This window comes from Corynebacterium suedekumii (genome assembly GCF_030252185.1).
Classification (GTDB): domain Bacteria; phylum Actinomycetota; class Actinomycetes; order Mycobacteriales; family Mycobacteriaceae; genus Corynebacterium; species Corynebacterium suedekumii.
Map to the genome: position 1 here is coordinate 909,499 of NZ_CP126970.1, position 22,462 is coordinate 931,960.

At 69.1% G+C, this 22,462-nt stretch carries 26 protein-coding genes; 13 read left to right on the top strand and 13 right to left on the bottom strand.

Going from position 1 to position 22,462, the window contains the following annotated elements; genetic code table 11:
* Nucleotides 1-5: 5 nt before the first annotated feature.
* Nucleotides 6-956: a DUF559 domain-containing protein gene (locus QP029_RS04485; protein WP_284875644.1), complete on the bottom strand. Its 951-nt coding sequence runs from the start codon at nt 954-956 to the stop codon at nt 6-8.
* 153 nt (nt 957-1,109) lie between these two features.
* Between QP029_RS04485 and QP029_RS04490 the strand changes: the two genes are divergently transcribed.
* Nucleotides 1,110-1,457 carry a YciI family protein gene (locus QP029_RS04490; RefSeq protein ID WP_284875645.1) on the top strand — a complete coding sequence of 116 codons (348 nt, stop codon included), beginning with the start codon at nt 1,110-1,112 and terminating at the stop codon, nt 1,455-1,457.
* On the opposite strand, the gene QP029_RS04495 is transcribed toward QP029_RS04490, so the two are convergent.
* Genes QP029_RS04495 through QP029_RS04505 form a run of 3 tightly spaced genes read right to left on the bottom strand, consistent with a single transcriptional unit; the run spans nt 1,454 to nt 4,271 of the window.
* A complete protein-coding gene (locus tag QP029_RS04495) occupies nt 1,454-2,170 on the bottom strand; it encodes a pirin family protein (RefSeq protein ID WP_284875646.1) in 717 nt (238 codons plus the stop codon). The two genes, QP029_RS04490 and QP029_RS04495, sit on opposite strands and share 4 nt — an antisense overlap.
* Nucleotides 2,171-2,180: 10 nt before the next feature.
* Nucleotides 2,181-3,218 carry an AbrB family transcriptional regulator gene (locus QP029_RS04500; protein ID WP_284875647.1) on the bottom strand — a complete coding sequence of 346 codons (1,038 nt, stop codon included), beginning with the start codon at nt 3,216-3,218 and terminating at the stop codon, nt 2,181-2,183.
* On the bottom strand, nt 3,219-4,271 hold the full coding sequence (locus tag QP029_RS04505; protein ID WP_284875648.1) for an AbrB family transcriptional regulator: 1,053 nt from the start codon (nt 4,269-4,271) through the stop codon (nt 3,219-3,221). It abuts the gene before it with no gap.
* A 448-nt stretch (nt 4,272-4,719) separates the two neighbouring features.
* Here QP029_RS04505 and QP029_RS04510 point away from each other — a divergent pair, with 448 nt between their 5' ends.
* Nucleotides 4,720-5,961, top strand: coding sequence for an IS30 family transposase (locus QP029_RS04510; RefSeq protein WP_432418719.1), 1,242 nt, complete (start codon nt 4,720-4,722; stop codon nt 5,959-5,961).
* Here the strand turns inward: QP029_RS04510 and QP029_RS04515 are convergent.
* Complete coding sequence (locus QP029_RS04515) at nt 5,954-7,300, bottom strand: ISL3 family transposase (RefSeq protein WP_284875649.1); 1,347 nt, start codon at nt 7,298-7,300, stop codon at nt 5,954-5,956. The genes QP029_RS04510 and QP029_RS04515 overlap by 8 nt on opposite strands.
* Before the next feature lie 157 nt (nt 7,301-7,457).
* A complete protein-coding gene (locus QP029_RS04520) occupies nt 7,458-8,435 on the bottom strand; it encodes an LppP/LprE family lipoprotein (RefSeq protein ID WP_284875650.1) in 978 nt (325 codons plus the stop codon).
* Between the two features lie 46 nt (nt 8,436-8,481).
* On the opposite strand from QP029_RS04520, the gene QP029_RS04525 reads away from it, so the two are divergent.
* Both QP029_RS04525 and QP029_RS04530 read left to right on the top strand, forming a co-directional pair.
* The gene (locus QP029_RS04525) at nt 8,482-9,288 is read left to right on the top strand and encodes a TSUP family transporter (RefSeq protein ID WP_284875651.1); all 807 of its coding nucleotides are present in this window, start codon (nt 8,482-8,484) and stop codon (nt 9,286-9,288) included.
* Nucleotides 9,289-9,298: 10 nt separating this feature from the next.
* On the top strand, nt 9,299-9,526 hold the full coding sequence (locus tag QP029_RS04530; RefSeq protein ID WP_284875652.1) for a hypothetical protein: 228 nt from the start codon (nt 9,299-9,301) through the stop codon (nt 9,524-9,526).
* Here QP029_RS04530 and QP029_RS04535 read toward each other — a convergent pair.
* From QP029_RS04535 to QP029_RS04550, 4 genes are read right to left on the bottom strand one after another with little or no spacing between them, the layout of a single operon-like run.
* Entirely contained in the window at nt 9,523-9,717 is a 195-nt protein-coding gene (locus QP029_RS04535) for a helix-turn-helix transcriptional regulator (RefSeq protein WP_284875653.1), read from the bottom strand. The genes QP029_RS04530 and QP029_RS04535 overlap by 4 nt on opposite strands.
* Nucleotides 9,717-10,172, bottom strand: a complete 456-nt coding sequence (locus QP029_RS04540) for a ZIP family transporter (RefSeq protein WP_284875654.1) — start codon at nt 10,170-10,172, stop codon at nt 9,717-9,719. Before QP029_RS04540 ends, QP029_RS04535 begins: the two co-directional genes overlap by 1 nt.
* A 44-nt stretch (nt 10,173-10,216) precedes the next feature.
* Nucleotides 10,217-12,610 (bottom strand): ATP-dependent helicase HrpB, encoded by a 2,394-nt coding sequence (gene hrpB, locus QP029_RS04545; RefSeq protein WP_284875655.1) that lies wholly within the window; start codon nt 12,608-12,610, stop codon nt 10,217-10,219.
* Nucleotides 12,603-12,803 carry a hypothetical protein gene (locus QP029_RS04550; protein ID WP_284875656.1) on the bottom strand — a complete coding sequence of 67 codons (201 nt, stop codon included), beginning with the start codon at nt 12,801-12,803 and terminating at the stop codon, nt 12,603-12,605. Before QP029_RS04550 ends, hrpB begins: the two co-directional genes overlap by 8 nt.
* Nucleotides 12,804-12,829: 26 nt before the next feature.
* On the opposite strand from QP029_RS04550, the gene QP029_RS04555 reads away from it, so the two are divergent.
* The 8 genes from QP029_RS04555 to QP029_RS04590 all read left to right on the top strand — a co-directional run bounded on the left by QP029_RS04555 (nt 12,830) and on the right by QP029_RS04590 (nt 18,357).
* Nucleotides 12,830-13,510 carry an alpha-ketoglutarate-dependent dioxygenase AlkB family protein gene (locus tag QP029_RS04555; protein ID WP_284875657.1) on the top strand — a complete coding sequence of 227 codons (681 nt, stop codon included), beginning with the start codon at nt 12,830-12,832 and terminating at the stop codon, nt 13,508-13,510.
* 336 nt (nt 13,511-13,846) lie between these two features.
* Entirely contained in the window at nt 13,847-14,074 is a 228-nt protein-coding gene (locus QP029_RS04560; RefSeq protein ID WP_284875658.1) for a hypothetical protein, read from the top strand.
* Between the two features lie 45 nt (nt 14,075-14,119).
* Nucleotides 14,120-14,794: a LysE family translocator gene (locus QP029_RS04565; protein WP_284875659.1), complete on the top strand. Its 675-nt coding sequence runs from the start codon at nt 14,120-14,122 to the stop codon at nt 14,792-14,794.
* Nucleotides 14,795-14,804: 10 nt separating this feature from the next.
* Entirely contained in the window at nt 14,805-15,092 is a 288-nt protein-coding gene (locus QP029_RS04570; protein ID WP_284875660.1) for an RNA-binding S4 domain-containing protein, read from the top strand.
* Nucleotides 15,093-15,902, top strand: coding sequence for a VOC family protein (locus tag QP029_RS04575; RefSeq protein ID WP_284875661.1), 810 nt, complete (start codon nt 15,093-15,095; stop codon nt 15,900-15,902).
* Nucleotides 15,889-16,176 carry an MGMT family protein gene (locus QP029_RS04580; protein WP_284875662.1) on the top strand — a complete coding sequence of 96 codons (288 nt, stop codon included), beginning with the start codon at nt 15,889-15,891 and terminating at the stop codon, nt 16,174-16,176. Before QP029_RS04575 ends, QP029_RS04580 begins: the two co-directional genes overlap by 14 nt.
* 17 nt (nt 16,177-16,193) lie before the next feature.
* Nucleotides 16,194-17,261 carry an NAD(P)-dependent alcohol dehydrogenase gene (locus QP029_RS04585; RefSeq protein ID WP_284875663.1) on the top strand — a complete coding sequence of 356 codons (1,068 nt, stop codon included), beginning with the start codon at nt 16,194-16,196 and terminating at the stop codon, nt 17,259-17,261.
* Nucleotides 17,262-17,304: 43 nt separating this feature from the next.
* Nucleotides 17,305-18,357, top strand: a complete 1,053-nt coding sequence (locus tag QP029_RS04590) for a YihY/virulence factor BrkB family protein (RefSeq protein ID WP_284875664.1) — start codon at nt 17,305-17,307, stop codon at nt 18,355-18,357.
* Here the strand turns inward: QP029_RS04590 and QP029_RS04595 are convergent.
* The gene (locus tag QP029_RS04595) at nt 18,354-19,262 is read right to left on the bottom strand and encodes an alpha/beta hydrolase (protein WP_284875665.1); all 909 of its coding nucleotides are present in this window, start codon (nt 19,260-19,262) and stop codon (nt 18,354-18,356) included. The genes QP029_RS04590 and QP029_RS04595 overlap by 4 nt on opposite strands.
* Before the next feature lie 105 nt (nt 19,263-19,367).
* On the opposite strand from QP029_RS04595, the gene QP029_RS04600 reads away from it, so the two are divergent.
* Complete coding sequence (locus QP029_RS04600) at nt 19,368-20,012, top strand: CG0192 family protein (protein WP_284875666.1); 645 nt, start codon at nt 19,368-19,370, stop codon at nt 20,010-20,012.
* On the opposite strand, the gene QP029_RS04605 is transcribed toward QP029_RS04600, so the two are convergent.
* Together QP029_RS04605 and QP029_RS04610 are read right to left on the bottom strand one after the other, a co-directional pair.
* On the bottom strand, nt 20,009-20,506 hold the full coding sequence (locus tag QP029_RS04605; RefSeq protein WP_284875667.1) for a YybH family protein: 498 nt from the start codon (nt 20,504-20,506) through the stop codon (nt 20,009-20,011). The genes QP029_RS04600 and QP029_RS04605 overlap by 4 nt on opposite strands.
* Nucleotides 20,503-22,455, bottom strand: a complete 1,953-nt coding sequence (locus QP029_RS04610) for a M13 family metallopeptidase (RefSeq protein WP_284875668.1) — start codon at nt 22,453-22,455, stop codon at nt 20,503-20,505. The genes QP029_RS04605 and QP029_RS04610 overlap by 4 nt, the downstream gene beginning before the upstream one ends.
* Between the last annotated feature and the right edge of the window lie 7 nt (nt 22,456-22,462).

Sequence of the window (22,462 nt, forward strand, 5' to 3'; positions counted from 1 at the left end):
GACGGTCAGAAGAACGGTGGATCATCGACCGAGGCGGGCCATCCCTGGGCGGGGTGCCATGCCCGGTGCCACGACCACGGCGGAGCCACCTCGAAGTCCAGCAGCCCCGGCCCCGTGGGGAGGGCGCCGAGGCCCCGCCGCCAGCGCAGAGTGTCGATGATCTGCTGGACCACCTCTCCCAGGTGCCAGAAGATGCATTCGCCGGTGTAGTGCAGGACGACCCAGCCGCGTCGGGCACCGTCGTTCGCCTTCCACCGGTCCCTGGTGAAGGTCTGTTCGCCGCCACCGGGCCCGTGATGGAGGTAGCTGTCGATCTCGATGAGCACCCGCTCCCGGAGGATGGCTCCGTCCCAGTGGTAGTGGCCGAGCCGGTAGTTCTGCTCCACGTCCACGCCCCGTTTCTTCAGCTGGCGGAACAGTTTTCGTTCCGTCTCACTGTCAGCGAACAGGGACGCCGCGGCCAGGGCGTCCCGGAGAGTTGAACTCACCCGGCCGAGATCTGCGAGGTCAGCGTCGAGAGCGGCACGTCCATGGCGCCCCGCGTAGTGGCGCTCAAGGAAATCGCTGGTCTCGGCGGGGTGTGTGTCGGCGAGCCCGGCTGCGGCCGCCAGGGGTGAGACGACCCGGAGGCCGTCGAGGGAGCGGTGGTGCAGGTTCCGGACCTGCCGCACGGTGAGCAGGGCCGTGGAGCGGTAGTCGCCGGGTCGGGCGACGAGGCCGTGGGCCGGGGTGGTGATGGGGGCGGCGTCGTGAAGCTGGCGGGCGGTGGGCCCGCTGAACACCAGGTGGGGCCGCTTCTCGGCGAGCGCCGCCAGCAGTAGATGCCCGGTCGGTGGCTCGGTGCAGTAGACGTCCGGTTCGACGCGGTGCAGTGTGCCCGCTGTCAGGCGTGCGTCGCGGTGGTGGCGTGTGATGCCGAGAGCGACCAGATCACGGCCGCGCAGAATCGTCCCCATGGTGTCCCCCCAGTTGGTTGGGGGTGACGTTACCTCCGGCGGCGGGGCTCCGCGACCCGGGAGTGGCAGCAGCGTCTGACACCGAGGGGCGAATCCGCCTGAATTCGGCTCCGGTGTCAGACGTCGCTGCTGATCCGCCACTAGGATTCGACCATGACCCAGTTCATGCTGTCCGTGTTCCATGATCCCGGTGTCCACGATGCCGGGGCCGCTTACCAGTCCGACGAGGAGATGCAGGCCGCCTTCGCCGCGGTTGACGCATTCAACCAGGAACTCCAGAGCAACGACCAGCTGGTGTTCGCCTGTGGTCTCCTGCCGCCGGAGTCGGCGACGGTCGTTGACGCCGAGGGCGGGCAGACCCCGCCGCCCGCTGACCGGGGTCGCCAGCTCGGCGGGTTCTGGATTGTCGAGGTCGCCGACCATGAGTCCGCGGTCACCCTGGCCGCGCGGGCGGCAGCCGCCTGCGGGCAGCTGGTGGAGGCCCGCCAGCTCCAGGGTTAGTCCCGCAGGGCCCGGTCCATCGCCCACACGAGGAGTTCGGTGTCGGCGAGCGCGCGGGCGGTGACCGGCCCGTGGTCGACGAGGCGGGCGACGTCGCCCTCGTCGAGATCCACGCCGGCGAGCGAGACCCGGCCGCGGATGACGTAGACATGCAGGTAGCGGGCCGGTGGCAGGGGCACCTCGACGTCGGCGCCGGGACGTCCGGCCCACAGGGCGGCGCCGGCGGTGCCCAGCGGCAACGGTGAGGAGGGGCCGGCGACGGGGACGAGGGGGGCGTCGAGAAGCGCGGGGGTGAAGTCGTGGGAGGCGTGGAACGGGGGAGTGTCCCGCTGGTCGGTGGGAAGCCAGGACTGGACCACGCGGACCGTCTCCCGGCTGGTGTAGCCGGCGGCGTTGACCTCGGAATGGCGGACGCCGGAGCCGGCGGAGATGTGCTGGGCGCAGCCCGGTCCGAGCTCGGTGGCGGTGGGGGAGCCGTTGTCGCGGTGGCGCAGGCGGCCTTCGACGACCCAGGTGATGATCTCGACGTTGTCGTGGCTGTGCATGTCGAAACCCTCGCCGGGGGCGACGGTGTCGTCGTTGTGGACCATGAGCAGGCCGAAGGCACCGGCCGCCAGGTCGAAGTTGCCGGTGGCGGGGAAGGACTGCCGGGAGGTGAGGGCGGCGTCGCGCCAGAGGTCACGCTCGGCGGAGCGGATGACGGTGAGGGCCATGCCCCAGAGCCTAGCGGCCCCGGGTGAGCAGGCGGATGACCTGTGGCAGCCACCCGGCGATGAGGAGCACACCGAGCAGGCGGATGAGCTGAATCGCCACGACCACGGGGCCGGCGTCGCCCTCGGAGGACAGGGCGAGGACGGTCTCGAGGGCGCCGGGGCTGGTGGCCAGGTAGGCCTCGAAGTAGGTGATGTCCAGCCAGGCGGTCAGCGGCCAGGCGGTCAGGGCGCAGGCGCCGATGACCACGACGATGAACGTGATGGTGGCGGGCAGCTGGCGGGCGAAGGTCGTCAGCGCCGGGATGGACAGGGCGCCGCCGCACATCCAGCCGATGGCGAGGAAGGCGATGATGCGGAAGATTTCGGGCGGGTGGAGGGTGAGGGAGTCGGGAAGCAGCAGGGAGACGCCGACGGTGATGATGAGGGGGCCGAGGACACTGGGTACCGGGAGGCGGGCGAGGCGGCCCAGGGTCTCGCCGAAGTAGGCGATGAGGGCCACGGCGAGGACCATGAACCACACCAGGTCCACCCCATCCCCGGCCACGCCGCCGCCGGGACGGTCGAAGAACGCGGTGACCAGGGGCAGGGACATGGACACGACGAGCAGGCGCAGGTACTGGCCGAGGGCGACGAAGCGGTAGTCGGCACCCAGTTCGCGGGCGAGGACCGGCATGATCGACGCCCCGCCGGCGAGCATGGAGAGGATGCCGGTCTCGGGGGAGACCTCTTTCTCGCGCCGGGCCAGCAGCATGCCGCCGCCGATGCCGATGATGAGGGTGACCACCGCGACGAACACACCGGGTAGGAGGTAGCCACCGAGCACGCCCAGGGGTACGCCCACCAAGGGCAGGCCGGCGAGCATGCCGATGATGCCGCGGCCGAAGCGGTAGACCCCCTCGTTGACGGGCAGTTCCTCCCCGCCGGCCAGGGCCATCGTGCCGGAGGCGATGATCGCCGCGAGGATCCAGGCGGCGGGGACGTTCCACCAGTTCAGCAGCAGGCCGAGGAGGACGGAGGCGGGGGCGACGATCGCCCATCTCCACCACATCTAGTGCCTCCCGAACAGTCGGAGGATCTGGGGCAGCCATCCGGCGATGAGCAGCACACCGAGCAGCCGGATGAGCTGGATGGCCACCACGACGGGCCCGGCGCCACCCTCGGCGGACAGGGCCAGGGCCGTCTCGATCGCGCCGGGGCTGGTGGCCAGGTAGGCCTCGAAGTAGGTGATGTCCAGCCAGGCGGTCAGCGGCCAGGCCAGCAGTGCGCATGCCGCGGACAGGGCGACGATGAACGCCATCGTCGCCGGTAGTTGGCGGGCGAACAGTCGCAGGGCGGGCAGGGAGAGGCCACCACCGCACATCCAGCCGATGGCGAGGAAGGCGTAGATGCGGAAGAACTCCGGGGGCTGCATGGTCCATGCCTCGGGGAGGATCAGCCCGGCGATGACGGTGAGCAGCAGCGGGCCGAAGACGCCGGGGGAGGGCAGGCGCAGGAGCTTGCCCACGTGGAAGCCGCCGATGGCGACGGCCGCCACCACGGGGAACATCCACCAGTTGACGGCCGGGGACGCAGCGCCCGCATCACCGGCCGGGGGTGTGGCGAACAGCGCCGTGACCAGTGGCAACGTCATGGAGACGGCGAGCAGTCGGAGGTACTGGGACAGGGCGACGTAGCGGTAGTCGGCACCGAGGTCGCGGGCCAGGGCGGGCATGACGGAGGAGCCGCCGGCGAGCATGGAGAGCACACCGGTCTCACGGGAGATGGCCGGTTCGGTGCGGTGGAGGAGCATGCCGCCGACGAGGCCGAAGGCCACGATGAGCAGGGCCACGACGATGCCGGCCGGGGCGTAGCCGGCCAGTTCCGCGAGGGGGACCCCGGCCAGGGGGACGCCGGCGAGGATGCCGATGGTGCCCCGGCCGCCGCGTTCGACGATCCGGTTGAGCGGCAGTTCCGCACCTGAGCGCAGGGCGCTGGCCCCGGAGGCGAGGATGCCCGCGAGGATCCACGCTGCGGGCACGTTTCCCCAGCTCAGCGCCACCCCGAGCAGGAAGGAGGCGGGCAGGACGATCGCCCATCGCCGTGCCACCGAGCCTGCTGTCATGCCAGCACCATACTGGCTCTTCCGGAATCAGAGTGCATCTTGGATTCGAGTGGTCGTTGCAACGCCCTGTCACCTGCAGGGAGCAACCCCCATGACCGCCCACGGCCCCTTCCACTCACTGTCCGATACGGATAAGCAGGCCCTGACCGACAAGCTACGCAGCGGTGCCAGCGTGCTCCACGCCGCCAGTGAGCTGGGGCTGAACTACGGTCACGCACTCAACTATGCCCACACCCTCGGCTTCGGACACCAACGCCGGACCGATCAGCAGGCACTGGCCCGAGCCGTGACCATGGTCGCCACAGGTAGCTCGCTGAGCCACGCCGCCGACCGGTGCGGTATCAGCCTCAGCGGCCTCTTCCATGCGGCGACCGATGCCGGTGTCCACCACCCCAGGAAAGTACCGCGTGGGGATGCCACCACCACCCGCCGGGTGGCCTACCTGCTGCTGCGTCAATCCGCCCTCAGCTGCAAGGACGCCGCCGTCGCCTGCAACATCAACATCAGCACCGCGCAGGACTACGACAAGGGCCTGGTCAAACCGAAAACCGGGCCCAGAGTGCGATTCATCCCCCAGGGCCCGGACGCGGTGACCTATAACAAACTGATGACTACCCTGCTGACTGCTGCTGATGTCATCGAACCTGGCCGTGCACCCGAGCCGGCAGCAGGAGCACTCATCGACCCCTACCGTGAGATCAGCAGCAGGTACCTGTCCCTGATCGAACGTGAGCACATCTTTGACCTGCACAAAGCCGGTCACGGTGTGCGCGCGATCGCCCGGATTCTGGGCAGGTCCGCGTCGACGATTTCTCGGGAGCTGCGCCGCAATCACAGCGCTGCGGGTCCGTACGGGCCGTTGGCGGCCCAACGCAAGGCCGCGGCGAGGCGGTTGCGTCCTAAACGGGCGGTGATCGCGGCGGATCGGCAGTTGCAGGCGGTGATCCAGGAGAAGCTGGCACTGCGGTGGTCTCCTCAGCAGATCTCCGGGTGGTTACGGTTGCACCATCCGGAGAAAAAGAGGTGGCATGTGTGTCATGAAACGATCTACCAGGCGTTGTATCTGCAGGCCAGAGGGGGTCTGAAACGTCAGGTGCAGGAGTGTCTGCGCCAGGGTAGGGCGAGGAGGAAACCACGGACCGGGCCCCAGGAACGCACCAAACGTTTCGTCGACGACATGGTCATGATCAGCGACCGGCCGGCGGAGGTTCATGATCGTGCGGTGCCGGGCCACTGGGAGGGGGACCTGATCACCGGGACGTACAACAAAACCGCGATCGCAACGTTGGTCGAGCGCACCAGCCGGTATGTCATGCTGGTCCATCTTCCTGGGGCCCATGATGCGGAAGCGGTGCTGGCCGGGCTCAAGGCCACGATCCCGAGGTTGCCGAAGCATCTGCAGGGGTCATTGACGTGGGATCAGGGTAGTGAGATGGCCGGGCACAAGAGGTTCACCATCGACACCGGGTGCCAGGTGTATTTCTGTGACCCGGCCAGTCCCTGGCAGCGTGGCAGCAACGAGAACACCAACGGGTTGCTGCGCCAGTATTTCCCCAAGGGCACTGACCTGTCGGTGCATTCAGCGCAGGATCTGGAGTTCGTGGCCCAGCAGCTTACTGGCCGGCCGCGGAAAACTCTTGCGTACCGCACACCGGCGGAGGTGTTCCGTGATCTAATCGAAGCTACTTAACCGCCGGTGTTGCCACGACCCCTGGAATCCGCCCATTGATCCGATCCTGAAGCCGGCCGGAGTGAATGAGTGACCGCAAGATGTAGTGCTTGAGGTTGCGGAAGCCCAGGGCGATCCCGCGCAGGTGCTCGAGGCGGCCGTTGATGGCCTCGACGGGTCCGTTGGAGGCACCCACGTCGAAGTAAGCGAGGATCTCGCGATGCCGTTTCCACAGTGAGCGACCGAGCTGCGCGAGCTCGGGCAACTCCGTTGGGACACCGGCCCGGATCGACTTGAGGAGCTTGTACATCGCGATCTTGCCCTCCCGCTTGCCCGAGGCCTCGTAGGCGGCGATGAGTCGCTGGTAGACGCCGTAGGTGACCTCCACCGCCGCGTGCGCATCATGGGCGGTGAACGCCTTGAACAGGCGGACCTTCTGCTTGTCGGTCAGCAGCTCAGCGCGGGTGCGCAGGATGCGGCGGATCCCGTACAGGGGGTCATCGGCCCGTCCCCGGTGCCCGGTGGTGGCCTGCTGGATCCGCTGGCGGCACACGGTGAGCTTGTCCGCGGCAAGATGCACGACGTGGAACGGATCCATCACCGTCCGTGCTGCAGGAACAGCTTTCGCCGCAGCGGAATGGTAGCCGGCGAAACCGTCCATCGTGACAACCTTGACTCGATCCCGAAACACCTGGTCACGGGCGTCCAGCCACTCGGTGAGCACCTTCGCCGAACGCCCCGGGACCATGTCCAACAGGCGGGACGGGCCAGTGCCGTCCACGACTGGGGTCAGGTCGACCAGCACGGTGACGAACGCACTGCTGCCGTCGCCGCGCACGTGCTTCCACTTGTGCTCATCGACACCGAGAACGCGGACGCCATCGAAGTGTCCGGGCTGCTCGTAGACCATCGCGCGAACCTCCGAGACCGCCAGGTCATTGACCAAATCCCACCCCAGCCCGAGGGCCTTGGCCACCGCGGACACGCTGGTGCGGTCGATCGCCAGACGCTGCAGGATCCAGCGGCTGCAACGGCGGGTGGTCTTGGCCCGCGGCTCAGCCAACGCCGGCATCCGCTGCTGGAAAATCCTCGTAGCGCACTCGGTGTTGTCGCAGGTGAAGCGCGGTACCCGCACGTGCAGTCTGGTGGGATGCCCGACGATCGGTAGATCCGTGACCTTCCGCTGGACGTGGTCCCGCAAACGGCCCGCCATCCCGCACTCGGCGCAGATCGGGTCGAGTGTGACCGGGGCGCAGAACAGGTGCGTGAGCTCGTCAGCCACAGCGGCGTCGGTGATGGTCACCCCGAGCTCGACGGTGCGGCAGATGGTGTCGGCGAGCAGGCTGGCGGTAGCGTTCAAAGCGGGTCCTGGGGATGCGAAGTGCTGGTGTAGGAACTTGCATCTTCACACGCCCCAGGACCCCTACATCTTGTGCCTCACCGCATCACCGGCGAACCCCAGCTATGCACTCCGGATCCGGAAGGGCCACCATACTCGCTGCGGTCGCCCCCTCAGGTCAGGAGTTGCCGAAGCGGGCGGCGGAATCGGGGGAGATGGACACGCCGTCGCCTCCCTGGCGGTGGAAGCGTGCCTCGGCGGGGTCGGTGAGGTCGACGATCGTGTCACCGATCCGGAAGTAGCCGTTGCGGGGCAGGGTGGTCCAGGGGCCGGTGGGTGGTCGGCCCGTGCCGGTGACGGGCCCGTCGGGGGTGACGGTGACGCGCTCGGTTGCGGGCTCGCCGCCGCCCGGGACGTCGACGTCGCGGTAGCAGTCGATGGTCCCGTCGAGTTCGCAGAGCAGGTCGTGGCCCTCGGTCAGCGGGATGCGGTAGCGGCCGGCGGGCAGGACGGCGTCGAAGGGCCCGCCGTGGATGTTGCCGTGCGGGGGCACACCGGATCCGGATTCGATGGGCGGGCTGTGGAGGTCGATGACCGGGGCATCGGCGCGTCGCTGCTCCGGGGTGGTGTGGTTGATGTCGGTCAGCCGGGTGCCGGTCAGGGACACGGTGTCCTCGGAACGGTGCGGTGGTTGTTCGTGACGCCAGGTGACGGTCGCTCCGGTCTCACCGCGCCGTTGCACCGATTCGACACCCAGGTAGAGGCGCGGCTGCTGCTCGTCCGCGAGTCGGGTGCCGTGGAAGAAGATGACGGTGCTGGCGGGGCGGATGCCGGCGCCCGCGCGGTCGACGATCTGCCCGTCGAGGACGATCCAGCTGAGGTCGCGGCAGGAGTCGTAGGCGTTGTCGGCCACCCCGAAATGGACGTACTCGCCGCTGTCCGTGCGGATGACGCTGGAGCCGAGGTGTGGTCCGAACTCACTCTCCGCGAGGTCGCCGGAGAAGCATTCCCCGCGTGTCGACGTCGCCGTGGGCACCGTCGGTTCCTCCGCCGCGGGTGTGCTTCCGCACGCGGTCAGGAGGGCAGTGAGGGCAGTGAGGGCAGTGAGGGCAGTGAGGGCACCGACGGCCAGGATGGTACGGCGGCGGCGAACCATGCGGGTAACCTCCGGGGGACGAGTTGTTTGAACGCTGATAGTACCAATGCCGCGCCCGATTGATCTGGAGGTTTCCGTGGAAATTGAATTGGGGGCCTGGGCCGTCCTCATCATCGGCGCGGCCGTCGCCGGCTGTATCGACGCGGTCATCGGCGGCGGCGGGCTCGTGCTCATCCCGCTGCTGCTCGCCGTGGTTCCCGGCATCGCCCCCGCGACGGCACTGGGAACGAACAAACTGGTCGGCGTCACCGGCACCGCGTCGGCGGCGGTGACGATGGTGCGGAAGGTGGGGGCGTCGATAAGCGTGCGCTTCATCCCCGTGGCGCTGGTGTGTGCGGGCCTCGGCGCCGCATCCGCCTCGCTTATCGACGCCGCCGTCATGCGCCCCGTCATCATCATCCTCATGCTCGCGGTGGGCACCTTCGTCGCGCTGCGCCCGAGCTTCGGCACCGCCGTCGGCGGGGGAGACGTCGGGCGGTGGCGCCGGTGGGCGGTGATGGTCGCCGTCGGCGTCATCGCCTTCTACGACGGCATCTTCGGCCCCGGCACCGGCATGTTCCTCATCATGGCGTTCACCGCGCTGCTCTCCCAGGACTTCCTGCGGTCCGCGGCGATGGCGAAGGTGGTCAACACCTCCACCAACCTCGGCGCCCTCATCGTCTTCGCGTGGGGCGGGCACGTGTGGTGGCAGCTCGGCCTCATCCTCATCCTGGCGAACGTCGCCGGGGCCCAGCTTGGCGCCCGGACCGTCCTCGGCGGCGGGGCGAAGCTCGTGCGCGTCGCCCTGCTGGTCGTGGTCATTGTCATGAGCTCGTACCTGACCTGGCAGCAGTTTTTCAGCGGCGCTGCCTAACCTGACCTACATGACAACGTTTATCAGTGCCCACCAGGTCCGAGCTCCCGAGGAACTGGCGGGTGACGTCATGGCGGCACTGGACTTCATCGGCGGAGAGATCGCCGTCGCCACGGTGTACGGGCTGGCGGGTGTGGAGATCATCGCCACGCCCGAGGTGCTGCCCACCCTGGCCACCGCCGCCGCGGCCCTCGACTCCGCCGACCTGCCGGAACAGTTCCACCTCGTCGAGGGTTAATCCTCCGGGATGAACAGTTCCTCGATGGTGGTGCCGAACACCCGGGCCAACCGGAACGCGACCGGGAGGGAGGGATCGTAGCGCCCCTTCTCGATGGAGATGACCGTCTGCCGGCTCACCCCCAGCTCATCCGCCAGGCGTTGTTGGGACCAGCCGAGCCCGGCCCGTGCCTGCGCGACGGAGTTGCGCATCAGCCGTGGATCTTCCGCTGGTGCAGGTAGCGGGCCCCTACATCGAGGGCCGCGAGGACGAGCAGGCCGACGAGTACCGGGGCGACGGACGGGGAGAATCCCGCGCCGTCGGCGAAGGTGAGCGCGGCGGCACCCAGACCCGCTGCGGCGACGATGTCCCAGAACGCCCCGGACGCGGCCGTGTCCAGCCACGCGGACTCGATGCTGTCTCCGGGATTGCGCGGTGCATCGGTGAGCGTGGCCCGGTCCACGAGCAGCACCCAGGCGAGGGCGGCGACAATCGGCAGGGTGCTCGCCGTGAACACGAGCAGCACCACCCAGGTGGGGTCATCGGGCCGGAGCATGGCGGCGATCGCGCCGAGGGCGAGGCCGCCGACGAGACCGATCGCGACGGATGTGATGAGCAGTGTGGCGGTGGAACCACCGAAACGTGAACGGCCGAAGCGGGAAGTCATGTCTGCGACGGTACTGTCAAGTGGCCTTGACAGTCAAGGGAGCTTTACATCCGGTTCCTGGTCCGGTTCTTGGTCCGTGCCGTCGCCGGCGCCGACCACGGATCCTCCGGCCACGGATGCTTCGGATACCGCCCCCGCATCTCGGCCCGCACCTGGGCGTAGGGCCCCGCCCAGAAACTGGCCAGGTCATCGGTGACCGCCAGCGGGCGCCCGGCAGGGGAGAGCAGATGGAACAGAACCGGCACCCCGGCGCATTCCGGGGAGGCGTCCAGGCCGAAGCACTCCTGCAGCTTGACGCTGACGATCGGCCTGCCGGTGTCGTACCGGATCCGGTGCCGATTCCCGCTGGGGGCGGCGAAGTGGGTGGGGGCGAGGTCATCAAGATGCGTCGCCTCCGGCCAGGGCAGCAGCCGTTGCAGCGCCGGATACATGTCCACCCGGTTGGCCGCGGTGCCGTGCGCCATGGCGTCGAGCTCCGGTGCCAACCACACGTCCGGGTCAGCGCTGGCCGGATCGGGCCAGGGCTCGCCGAGCTGCTTATGCAGGAAAGCCAGCCGCTCCCGCAGGGCCTGCGCCTTCTCCGAGAAACGGAACATCACCGGCCCCTCCTTCCGCACCGTTTCCGCCAGGGCCTCGGCCGCCCGGGCCGGATCGACCGTCACCGGGGTGGAGCTCAGCTCGATCGCCCCGATGCGGGTGACCCGCCGGCCACGCACCTTTCCGCCCTCGGCGGTGGCCAGCGTGTTGGTGTCCACGCCGACGGCCTGCCTCGCCGCGGCCTCGCTCAGGCGGGCGGCGGCCCGGATCGTCGCGCCCGCGCGGCCCTCCCGGGAAGTGCCGCCGGTGCGGGTGACCTCGGCGACGGCCAGCCACTCCGCGCCCTGGAGGCCCTTGAGGGAGGAGTCCGGCGGCAGGACCGCCCGGGTGCCGCTGGCAAGCAGGTACTCGGAGCCGGACAGTCGGGCCACCCGACGGGGGAAGGCCAGGGCGGTGATGACACCGGGATCGGATTCGCCGGAGCCGTCCTTCCCGGCCAGCCGCCGCAGGCGCGTGACCTCCCGGTCGAAGCGCCGCTGGCCCCGTAGCTGACGGATCTGCGCGGCGATGTCCCCACGCGGGGAATCCGCCAGGCACGCGACGGTCTCCGCGGCCGCCGGGCCGCAGGCGAGCAGGGCGCGCCCCAGTCGCGGGTCGACGGGCATGCCGGCCAACCGGCGGCCGAGCGAGGTGGCGGTGCCGTCCCCGGAGATCGCACCGATGCCGCGCAGCACTGCCTCGGCGGCGTCGAGGGCGGGGGAGGGAGGGGCGTCGACAAGCGGGAGGCCCTCACCGCGCGGGGTGCCCCACACCGCAAGGGTGAGCGCGGCCTGCGTGAGATCGGAGGTGGCGATCTCCGGGGTGATGTGCGCGGGAAGGTGCTGGTAGTCGGACTGGGAGTAGGCGCGGATGACCGTGCCCGGGCCCTCACGGCCGGCACGGCCGGCGCGCTGATTCACCGTCGACTGTGCCGCGGAGACCGTGACCAGACCGGTCATCTGGCGGGCCGCATCCCGACGCGGCACCCGCGACAACCCCGAATCCACCACGACGCGGACCCCGGGAACCGTGAGCGAGGACTCCGCGATGGACGTGGCCACGATGATCCGCGGCTCCGCCCCGGGTGTCAGCGCCGCATCCTGCTCTACCGCGCTGAGCGAACCGTGCAGCGGCAGCGCGCCGGGCAGCCGTCCGACCACGTCCTCGACCTCGCGGACACCGGGCACGAACACGAGCACGGAATGCTCATGACCCCGGGCCAGGCCCGCGAGATGGTCGAGGAACTCCCGCGAGTTCCGGAGCCGACCCTCGTGCGGCGCGTACTCGATGGCCAGCGGATGGGTCACCGCGGGCGTATCCAGGACCGGCGCGTCCATGAGACCGGCGAACTTCTCCACATCCAGGGTCGCTGACATGGCGACGACCGCGAGATCCTCGCGCAACTCCGCCAGCTCCAGCAGCATGCCCAGCACCAGATCGGTGTCCAGCTGACGCTCGTGAACCTCATCGACCGCCACGGCACTGACGCCGCTGAGCTCCGGATCCGACATGAGCCGACGCAACAGCACACCCGGGGTCATGAACTCCACCGCCGACCCCGCGTGATGCTCACCACGGACGGTGAAGCCGACCTTGTCACCCAGCGATGACCCGTCCAACTGAGCCAGCCGCCGCGCCGCTGCCCGGACCGCCACCCGCCGGGGTGCGACGACCAGGACCTTGCCGCTCGTGCCGCTGGTGGTGTGGACGTGGTTGGCCAGCGCCGGGGGCACGAGAGTCGTCTTACCCGTGCCCGGCGGTGCCTGGATGACCGCCCGGTTGTTGCGGGCCAGAAGCTCCGAGAGCTGGTCGATCGTCGCCGCGACGGGGAGGCCGGCGCCGATGCGGGTGAGGTCAAACATTCAACCCCTCCACCGGCACTCCGTCCGGCAGCTCCTCGCCGCAGGCGGGGTTCGTGTTCCCCAGGTCGTTGAACTCCTTGAGCAGGTCCGCGACCTCGCGGTGGCGCCCGGCGACCTCCTCGGAGACCGGCAGGTACCAGCGCCCCGCGCGCAGGTCGTCGAGCGTGCTGTAGGTTCTGGGATCGAAGTCCATGGAAGCCATTGTGTCAGGAGGGACCGGTGCTTTTCGACGCCCCTCTGCCCCGCCCACCGCGCCACCTGCGGGCCGGCGTCGCGCATGTCCCGGGATTCCTCTCCTTCGACGAGCAGCGCGGCCTGGTGGATCAGTCCCGCGAGATCGCCCGTTCCGTGGCGGGGACACCGGTCGCGATGGCCCGCCCCGTCGTCGGCTCGGGGCAGATGAGCGTGCACACCCTGTCCCTGGGGCAGTTCTGGGCGGCCAACCCCTACCGCTACGTCACCGCCGTGGGCGGGGTGGACGCCGCCCCGATCCCACCCGAGTGGTCGGACCTGGCGCAGCGGGCCCTGGTCGCCGCGGCGGACATCGCCCCCGAGCTGGTGCCCTGGGCAACGGGTGAGTTCCGGGCCGAGGCGGCCCTGGTCAACTACTACGCCCCGGACGCGAAAATGGGTCTGCACGTCGACGCCAACGAGGAGTCCGCAGCCCCGGTGGTCTCCCTGTCCATCGGCGATGAGGCCCTGTTCCGCATCGGCCACACCGAGGGGAAGACAAAGCCCTGGGATGATGTCACCCTCATGTCCGGTGACCTCATCGTCTTCGGCGGACCGGCGCGCCGGGCCTATCACGGGGTGCCCACCATTCGGCCGGACACCGCGCCGGCCGGCTGCGGGCTGCGGGAGGGGCGGATCAACATCACGATCCGGCAGGTGGGGATCTAGTCCCACTCCTCCACGAGTTCCTCGAGGGCGTTCCAGTGTCGGCGGGTCATGAGGCTGGCTGGGGTCACTGACACCGCGGGAAATGACGGGCATCGGGGCTGGTCAACGCGCTGGGTTCGATTGTCGGGATTCTCGGGTACTCACCGCGCCAGTGTAAAAATAAGAACAATAAGGTTGATGGATCGTTTCTAAAACTATATCTTTCTGTTTCATTCGTGAAAACGATGTGAGATACGGTGGTCTGCGACACAAGTTTGGTAGTCATGTACCGTCAGGATCGGTGCATCCTCCGAAATTTGTCTACAAGTTGTCAACAGCCAATGGAGGAAGTTCATCATGGCCCGTATTCGTCGCCGTATTCTCACTGCCGCGACCACCGCAGTCGCCACCGTCGCCCTCGCCGGTGCTGTTATCACCGCCCCGGCTTCCGCCCAGACCATCCCGTCGGAGGTGGGCACCTCCGTGCAGAACCACTTGTCCAGTGAAGGGATGAATCCGCTCCGGGAGGTACTGCTCCGCATACTCGGTGTCGTCTTCGTGTTGTCCTGGTCCTCGTCTGGCTGACCGTGACCCCGGAAGGGGAGTTCAAGGGGGCTACACTGCCCGTTCGTGAGTGCCTCCGGTCTGCTGTCCCTGCTCGTCGTCTGGCTCGCGGCGATCATCTCGCCCGGCCCGGACCTCGTGCAGATCATCCGCGTGGGGTCGCGGTCGCGGGCCGCGGGCATCTGGTGCGCGCTCGGCATCATGGCGGGCAACACCCTGTGGATCACCGGCTCGTTGCTCGGTCTGTCCGCGCTGGTCACCCGTTATCCGCAGGTGCTCACGGCGCTCCAGCTGCTCGGCGGGTCCTATCTGCTGTGGATGGGCATCGGCGCGGTGCGTGGTGGTCTGGCCGCCCGCGTGTCTACAGCCACCGTCCCCCGCCAGGCCGCGTCCGGCACCACCTCCGACGGGCCCGTGCCGGACCTCCCGCCGGCCCGCGCCTTCCGCCTCGGGGTGACCACCAACCTGGCCAACCCGAAGGCGATCCTCTTCTTCGGCGCGGTCTTCGCCCAGTTCATCCGCCCTGACATGAGCGGTGGCTGGGCGGTGCTCATCGCCGTTGTCCTCATTCTCACCGGCATCGCCTGGTTCGCCGGTTTCGCATTGGCGGTGCGGGCGATGGCGGCGAGGATCGTGCGGAACTCCGCGGTCATCGACCTCGTCACCGGCGTCATCTTCATCGCGCTGGCGGTGTTCATGCTCTGGGAGGGCGTCGGGGGTCTGATCCGGGCTGTTCAGTAGACTGGCCGGCATGCATGTCAGCGATGTCGCGATCCGTGACGAATCGATCAAGCTCGGCCAGTTCATCAAGCTGGCCAACCTCGTGGCCACCGGGGGAGAGGCGAAGGACCAGATCGCTGACGGGCAGGTGACCGTCAACGGTGAGGTGGACACCCGCCGCGGGAAGACCCTGCGTGACGGCGACGTCGTGTGCATCGGCGAGACCTGCGCCCGGGTGACCACCGAGGCGCAGGACGACTTCTTCGACGAGGCCACCGCCGACGACGACTTTGACCCCGAGAAGTGGAGAAACCTGTAAATGCCCGCGTTTGAGGCCATCGGCGGCATGCCGTACTGGATCGACCTGACCACCTCCGATGTGCGGAAGTCCGCACGGTTCTACTCCGAGATCCTCGGCTGGGAGATCACCGGCGACGACTACCGCATCGCCCGCATCCAGGGCCTGCCCGTCGCCGGGTTCATCCCGCAGCCGGAGGAGGGGGCGGCGATCCCGGACACGTGGATCACCTACTTCCTCGCCGACGATCTCGACGCCCAGATCGGGCAGATCACCGAGCTCGGTGGGCGGGTGCTCGCAGAGCCCACGCAGGTGCAGCTCGGCCGGATGGCGGTGCTTGTCGACGCCGCCGGAGCCATCTTCGGCCTCATCGAACCGGCCGGCGAGGACGCCTTCATCGCCGCCGGCGAGCCCGGCACCCCGGTGTGGCACGAGCTGACCGCCACCGCCGGCTTCGACAAGGCCGTCGACTTCTACCACGGCCTGTTCGACTGGGAGCTCGTCGCCATGGCGGCGGGGGAGGACTTCGCCTACACCACGGCCATGGCCGACGGTGCGGCCTTCGCCGGCATCTGGAAGGCGGAGGGCCATTTCCCGCCGCAGGTGCCCAGCTTCTGGCAGACCTACCTCGGCGTCCTCGACATGGACGCCACCGTGGCCAAGGTGCCGGAACTCGGCGGCGAGATCATCCGCGAGCCCTGGGACTCCGAGTTCGGCCGCATGTGCATCGTCGCCGACTCCACCGGCGCCACCGTCACCCTGTGCGAGGTGGATGAGCCGGTCGAGGACGCCCGCGAATCCGACCCGCTGCAGGGATTTGACCTCCCCTGATCAACCCACTGCGGATCTGACGGATCTGCAGGAGGCGGTGCTCGCGGTCGTCGAGAAGCTCGCGCCGGGGGAGGTGACCACCTACGGTGAGGTCGCCGCCCGGGTGGGCACCGGCCCACGCCAGGTCGGGCGGGTCATGGCGCAGGTCGGGCACCTGACCGCCTGGTGGCGGGTGGTGCGTGCCGACGGCTCCTCCCACGATCCCGCCCGTTCCGTCCCGCACTGGGACGCGGAGGGCATCCCGCACAACGGGCGCGCCGTGCGTTTCCGCTGACCGGTATCCTCGCCACCATGACTGCTACCGCCACCACCGGAACCACCACTGTCCGCGCCTGGGGTACCCCGGGTTTCCAGGAACCGCTCGAGCCGGTCACCATCGAACGTCGCGCGCTGCGCGAGGACGATGTGCGCATCCGCATCGAGTTCGCCGGTATCTGCCATTCGGACATCCACACCATGCGCGGCGAGTGGGGTGCGCGGGAGTATCCGCTGGTGCCGGGCCATGAGATCGTCGGCATCGTCGAGGAGGTCGGTGCGGGAGTGACCTCGCGGACCCCCGGCGACCGGGTGGGTGTGGGATGCTTCGTCAACTCCTGCGGGCAGTGCCACGCCTGTGAGCAGGGGGAGATCTCCTACTGTGAGCAGGGGCCGGTGGTCACCTACGGCGGCGTCGACCGCTACGCCGACGGCGAATACACCCAGGGCGGCTACTCGCAGGAGATCATCGTCCGTGAGGCCTTCACCGTCGCCATTCCCGCCGGCCTCGACCCGGCGGCGGCCGCCCCGTTGCTGTGTGCGGGCATCACCACCTACTCGCCGCTCAAGCACTGGGGTGCCGGTCCCGGCCGGCGGGTCGGGATCGTCGGCATGGGCGGTCTGGGGCATGTGGGGGTGAAGATCGCCGCAGCCATGGGCGCGGAGGTCACCGTCTTCTCCCACTCCGACCGCAAGCGGGACGACGCCCTCGCCTTCGGCGCCACCCGCCACGTCTCCACCGCCGACGGTCTGCCCGAGGATCTGCTCAACCATTTCGACCTCATTCTCAACACCGTCTCCGTCGACCTGGACACCACCGCCTACCTGTCCCTGCTGCGTTTCGACGGCGCCCTGGTCCAGCTCGGCCTGCCCGGCGCACCGCTGCAGGCTCCCGCCCGCATGTTCACCCAGGCCCGCCGTTCGCTCTCCGGCTCCCTGGTCGGCGGCATCCGGGAGACCCAGGAGATGCTCGACTTCTGTGCCGAGCACGGGGTGACCGCCGAGATCGAGCTCATCGACGCCCCGGCCATCAACGAGGCCTACGACCGCACCATCGCCGCCGACGTGCGCTACCGCTTCGTCATCGACGCCGCCACGTTCTAGTTCCTCCCCGGCGAACGCCGGTGCCTCTGGCAGGATGGGGCAGGTGAGCGAGGGTGGAGGATCGACCAAGGCGACCGAGGTGCCCCGGCCGCACCTGACGTGGGTGGGCTGGCGCTACGTCCTCGGCCGGGTGGTCCGGGAGTTCTTCCCCGTGGGCATCCTCGACAAGGCGGCGATGCTCACCTTCTTCACGGTGCTGTCCTTCGCGCCGACGCTGCTGGCGGTCTACTCGATCGCCACGCTCATCCTCGCCAACAACGCCGACCTCGTGGGCACCCTCGTCGGCGACGTCATCACCGAGTACGTCCCCGCGGAATACCAGGAGACGGTCCGGGACGTGGTGTCCATGGTCCTGGGTTCCTCCATGGGTGGCATCCTCGGCCTCATCGCCGGCGTGCTCACCTCCCTGTGGTCCGCCTCGGCCTACGTCCGCGCCTTCTCCCGCTGCTCCAACCACCTCTACGGCCAGGCTGAGGGGCGCACGCTCATCCGCACCTTCGGCACGATGCTGGGCACGACCCTGCTGCTGCAGATCGGCATGGTCATCATCCTCGCCGCGCTCGTGCTCAATGAGTCGGTGGTCTCCGCCGTGCTCGGCCCCATCGCCGGCCCCCTGGGGCTCGGCGACGTCCTCGACTACCTCCTCGGCGTCTTCCTCCCCGTCTGGCGGTGGGCACGCTGGCCCGTCATCCTCGTGCTCACGAACATGCTCATCGCGGTGATGTACTACTACACCCCCAACGTGAAACAGCCCCGGTTCCGCTGGCTGAGCTGGGGAGCGGTCGTGGCGATGGCGGGCATCGGCCTCGTCGCCGGTGCCTTCTGGCTCTACCTCAGCTACCTCACCGGCCTGAGCTCCTACGGGGCGATCGGCACCGTCCTGGCCCTCATGTTCGCCCTGTGGGGAGCCAACATCTCCCTGGTCCTCGGCGTCAAGGTCGACGCCGAGGTGGAACGCGCCCGCCAACTCAAGGCCGGCATCCCCGCGGAACGTGACATCCAGCTGCCCCTGCGCGGGACCACCGCATTGATCAAACAGGACGCCGCCCGCGAGAAGGTGGAGGAACGCGGCCGGGAACTGCGCGGAGGGACCTAGACCGTCCGGAGGAAGTCCGCCACGTCCGCGATCTTCTGGCGCGCCACCTCCGGGGTGGACACCCGATGCCGGGCCACGTACTCCCGGACCTCGATGCCGTCCACGCCGTCGATCCCCTCGGGGCGGTCGGCGATCTCGTCCTGCAGCGCGATCTGCACGAGGCTGCGCGGCCACGCCGCCGCCGCCGGCACCGTCTGCCCCGCGCTGATCTCGTCCGGGAGGCTGGCCACCGAGGCGAGGTCGGGGAAGGTGAGCACGAGCGCGTCGACAAGCGAGGCGTTCATCGCCGCCAACGCCGCACCCGAGGAATACCCCCAGGCCGCGATCGAGGACGCGTTGTGGTGCTTGGCGTACCCGATGGCCTTCCGCACCACCTGATTCATCTCCTTGACCGTGCTCTGCGGGGCCAGGGGATAATCCAGGTCGAGGATGATCGTGCCCGACCGCTCCGCTGCGGCCGCGACCTCCGGACGCCACGACATCTCCAGCGCATTCCCCGAACCGCGCCACCACCCGCCGGAGTGGAAGCTCACCGCCCACCGGCCCGTCGGCTCCGACGGGGTGAACAGACGACCACCGACCTCCGGCACCTCCGAGGCCTCCACCCCGTCAGCCCACACCACCCCGGGCATCGAATGATCCAGACCCGACCCCAGCATGAGCATCGCCGCATGCGTCGTCCGGTCGGCCAGCCGGGCGATGTAGTTGTCCGCCGGGTCCGGATCACCCGCACCACCCTTCCAGGGCGGGGTGAAATCGGGGAGATCATAGTGGGCGTCGAGGTAGGAGTAGAGCTGCTCGAGCTGCTCCTCCGCCGGCAGTTCACGGTCAACACCGCCGACCTGGAACTCGGCGCGGAACTTCTCGTCCTGCAGCTGTTCTGGCGTCTTGTCGGACTCGTTCATGGCGCCCAGCCTAGTTACCCGAACTGCCGCGCGTCAGGGGTGCGGGAGGGCTAGGGTGGCAAATAACCAGCAGTCGACCCGGTTCGTCCCAGTGAGGAGTCCGTCATGAGCGGAGTAGCGAAGATCTACGATGCGGAACTCAACCCCACCAAGGAGGACATCGCCGCCCGATTCGGCGGAATCGTCTCGCTGCTGGGCAGCTTCCGGCTCGTCGACTGGGACGATGAAGTGGGCATCGAGGTGCTCATCGGCTCCGACCTCGACGGCCGCCACGTCCAGCTGCCCCTGACCTACCGGCCCTCCGAGGTCGACCCCGAACACACCCTCACCGAGATGGACCACAGCGTCCTCGGCCACCGCTGGGTGTCCAACGCCCTCGGCGACCCGATCGCGGTGACCCAGCTGATCCGCACCATCCTCGAGGCCGACGACGGTGCCACCCGCTCCGACGGCGTCCCCGCCGCCCTGGACATCCGCGGCTCCGGCCAGCCCGGGGAGACGGCCGGCAAGCACGCCGCGAAGCTCGAGGTCACCGACGTCACCCTCCACGAGGCCACCCGCCAGCGCGCCGTGGGCACCGTCCGGGTCGACGGGGACGTCCGTTCCTTCGAGCTGCGGATGCCGCACCTGCTGCGCCGGGCCAGCACCACCGGCACCGACGCCAACACCTCCCGCTACGCCCTCATCGGCTGGTTGCCGTCCATGCCGGAGAAGAAACGCGTCGTCGCGGAGCTCAACTTCGTGGACTAGGTGAACGGAGCTGTGCACGGCCCGGGTTCAGTAGCGGGCCGGCCGTACCCCTCCGGCCCGGCGACATGCGTCTGCGCGCCGGGCACGATGTCGATGTTGTGCCCGGTGACGCCCAGCCACGTTCCGTCGGGTTGCCGGGCGCAGACGAAGGTGAACACCCCGCGTCGGGGACCGGGGTCGACGATTCCGTCGGGGGAGCGCTGGCCCCGCATGGTCCACCGGGCCTGGACCACGGCGTGATCCTCGCCCAGCGGCCGGGTGCGCACGCGTTCTAGGGCCATGGTGGAATCGCCGAACATGTCCCGGAATCCGATGGCGTGGTTGTGGCGGATCTGCCGGCGTCCGTGCCACCAGAAGCCGACGACGTTGACGAAGTCCGCGTCCTGAGTGAACGCCTCCGCCAGCGCGTCGGCGTCGGCACGGTTCCACGCCTCGACGAAACGCCGGGCCACCGACTCCGGCCCGGCATCGGTCCCGGTGGCCGGGTCTGTCACCAGATGGTCACCCGGTCCGCCGGGGCGACCCACATCCGGGAGTCCTCGTCGACCTCGGGGAACGCCTGGTAGAACTCCTCGATGTTGCCGGCGATGACGTTGCAGCGGAACTCGGCGGGGGAGTGGGGGTCGATGGCCAGGTACTGCTGGGCCTGCTCGGGGCGGATGGCGGTGCGCCACACCCGGGCCCAGGACAGGAACAGCCGCTGCAGGCCGGTGAACTCGCGGCCGACGAGGCCGGGGTCGGCGTCCTCAGCCTCGAAGGGCAGGCGGGGCGAGGAGTCGAAGTCGAGTCCCTGGTCGGCGAGGTAGCGGCGGTAGGCCACCACGGCGATGCCGAGGCCGCCGAGGTCACCGATGTTCTCGCCGAGGGTGAACTCGCCGTTGACGCCCTCGGACTCGATGCCGCGTTCGGTGAGCACGGAGGGGATGAGGCCGTTGAACTGGCGGACCAGTTTGTCGGTGAGTTCGGTGAAGGCGTCGCGGTCGGCGTCGGTCCACCAGTAGTTGAGGTTGCCCAGGCCGTCGTACTGGGAGCCCTGATCGTCGAAACCGTGGCCGATCTCGTGGCCGATGACAGCACCGATGGCGCCGAAGTTCTCGGCGGCGTCCATGTCGGGGGAGTAGAACGGCGGCCGGAGGATGGCGGCGGGGAAGGTGATGTCGTTGACCACGGGGTTGTAGAAGGCGTTGACGGTCTGCGGGGTGGAGAACCATTCGTCGCGGTCGGCGGGCCTGCCGATCTTGTTCAGCTCGTAGTCCTGCAGGAACGCGGACGCGGCCCGGACGTTGTCGAGCAGGTCGGCGCCGGTCGCGCCGAAGGTGAGGCCCTCGTAGGAGCGCCACACGTCGGGGTAGCCGATCTTGGCCTTGAACTGGTCGAGCTTCTCCAGGGCGCGGCCGCGGGTCTGTTCAGTCATCCACTCGAGGTCGGTGATGCGTTCGCGGTAGGCCTCGACGAGGTAGTCGACGAGGCGGAGCATCTCGTCCTTGGAGGAGGGCGGGAAGTGGCGGTCGACGAAGATCCGGCCGATCTCCTGGCCGACGAGGGACTCGGTGAGGCCGACGCCGCGCTTCCAGCGGTCGCGCTGCTGGGTCGCCCCGGACAGGAGGGTGCCGTAGAACTCGAAGTTCCTGGCCCCGACCTCCTCGGGCAGGACGCCGGCGCGGGAGCGCAGGATGTGCCAGGTGCCCCAGAGCTGCCAGTCGGCGAGCCGGTCGTCGGTGAGCAGGCCGGCGAGGTGGTCGACGTAGCTGGGCATCATGGAGATGACCTCGGACTCGGGCAGGCCGGCGCCGGTGAGGATGGTGCGGATGACGCCGGGCAGGTCGGCCCAGGCGGTGGGGTTGTACGTCTTCACGGCGTCGCGGGTGGTCACGACGTCCCAGTGGCCGGCGGCGAGTTCGGTCTCCAGGTTGAGGATGCGGTCGGCGGCGAGCTCAGGCGTCAGGCCGAAGAGGCGGGACGGGTCGAGGAAGCCGAGCATGGCCACGATGTGGGCGCGGTACGCGGAGACGATCTTCGCGTGGGTGGCCTGGCGGTAGTACGCCTCATCGGGCAGGCCGAGTCCGGACTGGATGAGGTAGGCGATGGCGTTCTCGGAGTCGCTGCGCGTGTCGGAGGCCTTCTCCACCCAGAAGGTCAGGGGGGCGGCGACGCCGAGGCGCTCGAGCTCGCCGAGGCGACCGGCGAAGGTGGCCATGTTGGGCACGGTGAGCAGGTCGAGGTCCGCGTCGAGCGGTGCCATGCCGGCGGCGTTGACGCCCTCGACGTCCATGAAGGAGTCGAAGAGGGTCCCGGCGCGGCCGGTGTCCTCCTCGACGATGGCGCGGACGTCGGCCTCGGCGTCGTCGCGAAGCCGGTGGAACGTGCCGTCGACCCCGCGGTCGTCGGGAATGACATGCGTGGCCAGCCAGGGGCCGTTGACGTAGGCGTAGAGGTCGTTCATGGTCCCA

What these genes read in the sequence shown, in the direction of transcription:
- QP029_RS04490 (WP_284875645.1), top strand. Translation starts at nt 1,110, where the DNA reads ATGACCCAGTTCATGCTGTCCGTGTTCCATGATCCCGGTGTCCACGAT.
- QP029_RS04505 (WP_284875648.1), bottom strand. Translation starts at nt 4,271, where the DNA reads ATGACAGCAGGCTCGGTGGCACGGCGATGGGCGATCGTCCTGCCCGCC.
- QP029_RS04610 (WP_284875668.1), bottom strand. Translation starts at nt 22,455, where the DNA reads ATGAACGACCTCTACGCCTACGTCAACGGCCCCTGGCTGGCCACGCAT.
- QP029_RS04575 (WP_284875661.1), top strand. Translation starts at nt 15,093, where the DNA reads ATGCCCGCGTTTGAGGCCATCGGCGGCATGCCGTACTGGATCGACCTG.
- QP029_RS04520 (WP_284875650.1), bottom strand. Translation starts at nt 8,435, where the DNA reads ATGGTTCGCCGCCGCCGTACCATCCTGGCCGTCGGTGCCCTCACTGCC.
- QP029_RS04600 (WP_284875666.1), top strand. Translation starts at nt 19,368, where the DNA reads ATGAGCGGAGTAGCGAAGATCTACGATGCGGAACTCAACCCCACCAAG.
- QP029_RS04585 (WP_284875663.1), top strand. Translation starts at nt 16,194, where the DNA reads ATGACTGCTACCGCCACCACCGGAACCACCACTGTCCGCGCCTGGGGT.
- hrpB (WP_284875655.1), bottom strand. Translation starts at nt 12,610, where the DNA reads ATGTTTGACCTCACCCGCATCGGCGCCGGCCTCCCCGTCGCGGCGACG.
- QP029_RS04560 (WP_284875658.1), top strand. Translation starts at nt 13,847, where the DNA reads ATGGCCCGTATTCGTCGCCGTATTCTCACTGCCGCGACCACCGCAGTC.
- QP029_RS04595 (WP_284875665.1), bottom strand. Translation starts at nt 19,262, where the DNA reads ATGAACGAGTCCGACAAGACGCCAGAACAGCTGCAGGACGAGAAGTTC.
- QP029_RS04500 (WP_284875647.1), bottom strand. Translation starts at nt 3,218, where the DNA reads ATGTGGTGGAGATGGGCGATCGTCGCCCCCGCCTCCGTCCTCCTCGGC.
- QP029_RS04540 (WP_284875654.1), bottom strand. Translation starts at nt 10,172, where the DNA reads ATGACTTCCCGCTTCGGCCGTTCACGTTTCGGTGGTTCCACCGCCACA.
- QP029_RS04495 (WP_284875646.1), bottom strand. Translation starts at nt 2,170, where the DNA reads ATGGCCCTCACCGTCATCCGCTCCGCCGAGCGTGACCTCTGGCGCGAC.
- QP029_RS04530 (WP_284875652.1), top strand. Translation starts at nt 9,299, where the DNA reads ATGACAACGTTTATCAGTGCCCACCAGGTCCGAGCTCCCGAGGAACTG.
- QP029_RS04550 (WP_284875656.1), bottom strand. Translation starts at nt 12,803, where the DNA reads ATGGACTTCGATCCCAGAACCTACAGCACGCTCGACGACCTGCGCGCG.
- QP029_RS04525 (WP_284875651.1), top strand. Translation starts at nt 8,482, where the DNA reads ATGCCGCGCCCGATTGATCTGGAGGTTTCCGTGGAAATTGAATTGGGG.
- QP029_RS04535 (WP_284875653.1), bottom strand. Translation starts at nt 9,717, where the DNA reads ATGCGCAACTCCGTCGCGCAGGCACGGGCCGGGCTCGGCTGGTCCCAA.
- QP029_RS04570 (WP_284875660.1), top strand. Translation starts at nt 14,805, where the DNA reads ATGCATGTCAGCGATGTCGCGATCCGTGACGAATCGATCAAGCTCGGC.
- QP029_RS04485 (WP_284875644.1), bottom strand. Translation starts at nt 956, where the DNA reads ATGGGGACGATTCTGCGCGGCCGTGATCTGGTCGCTCTCGGCATCACA.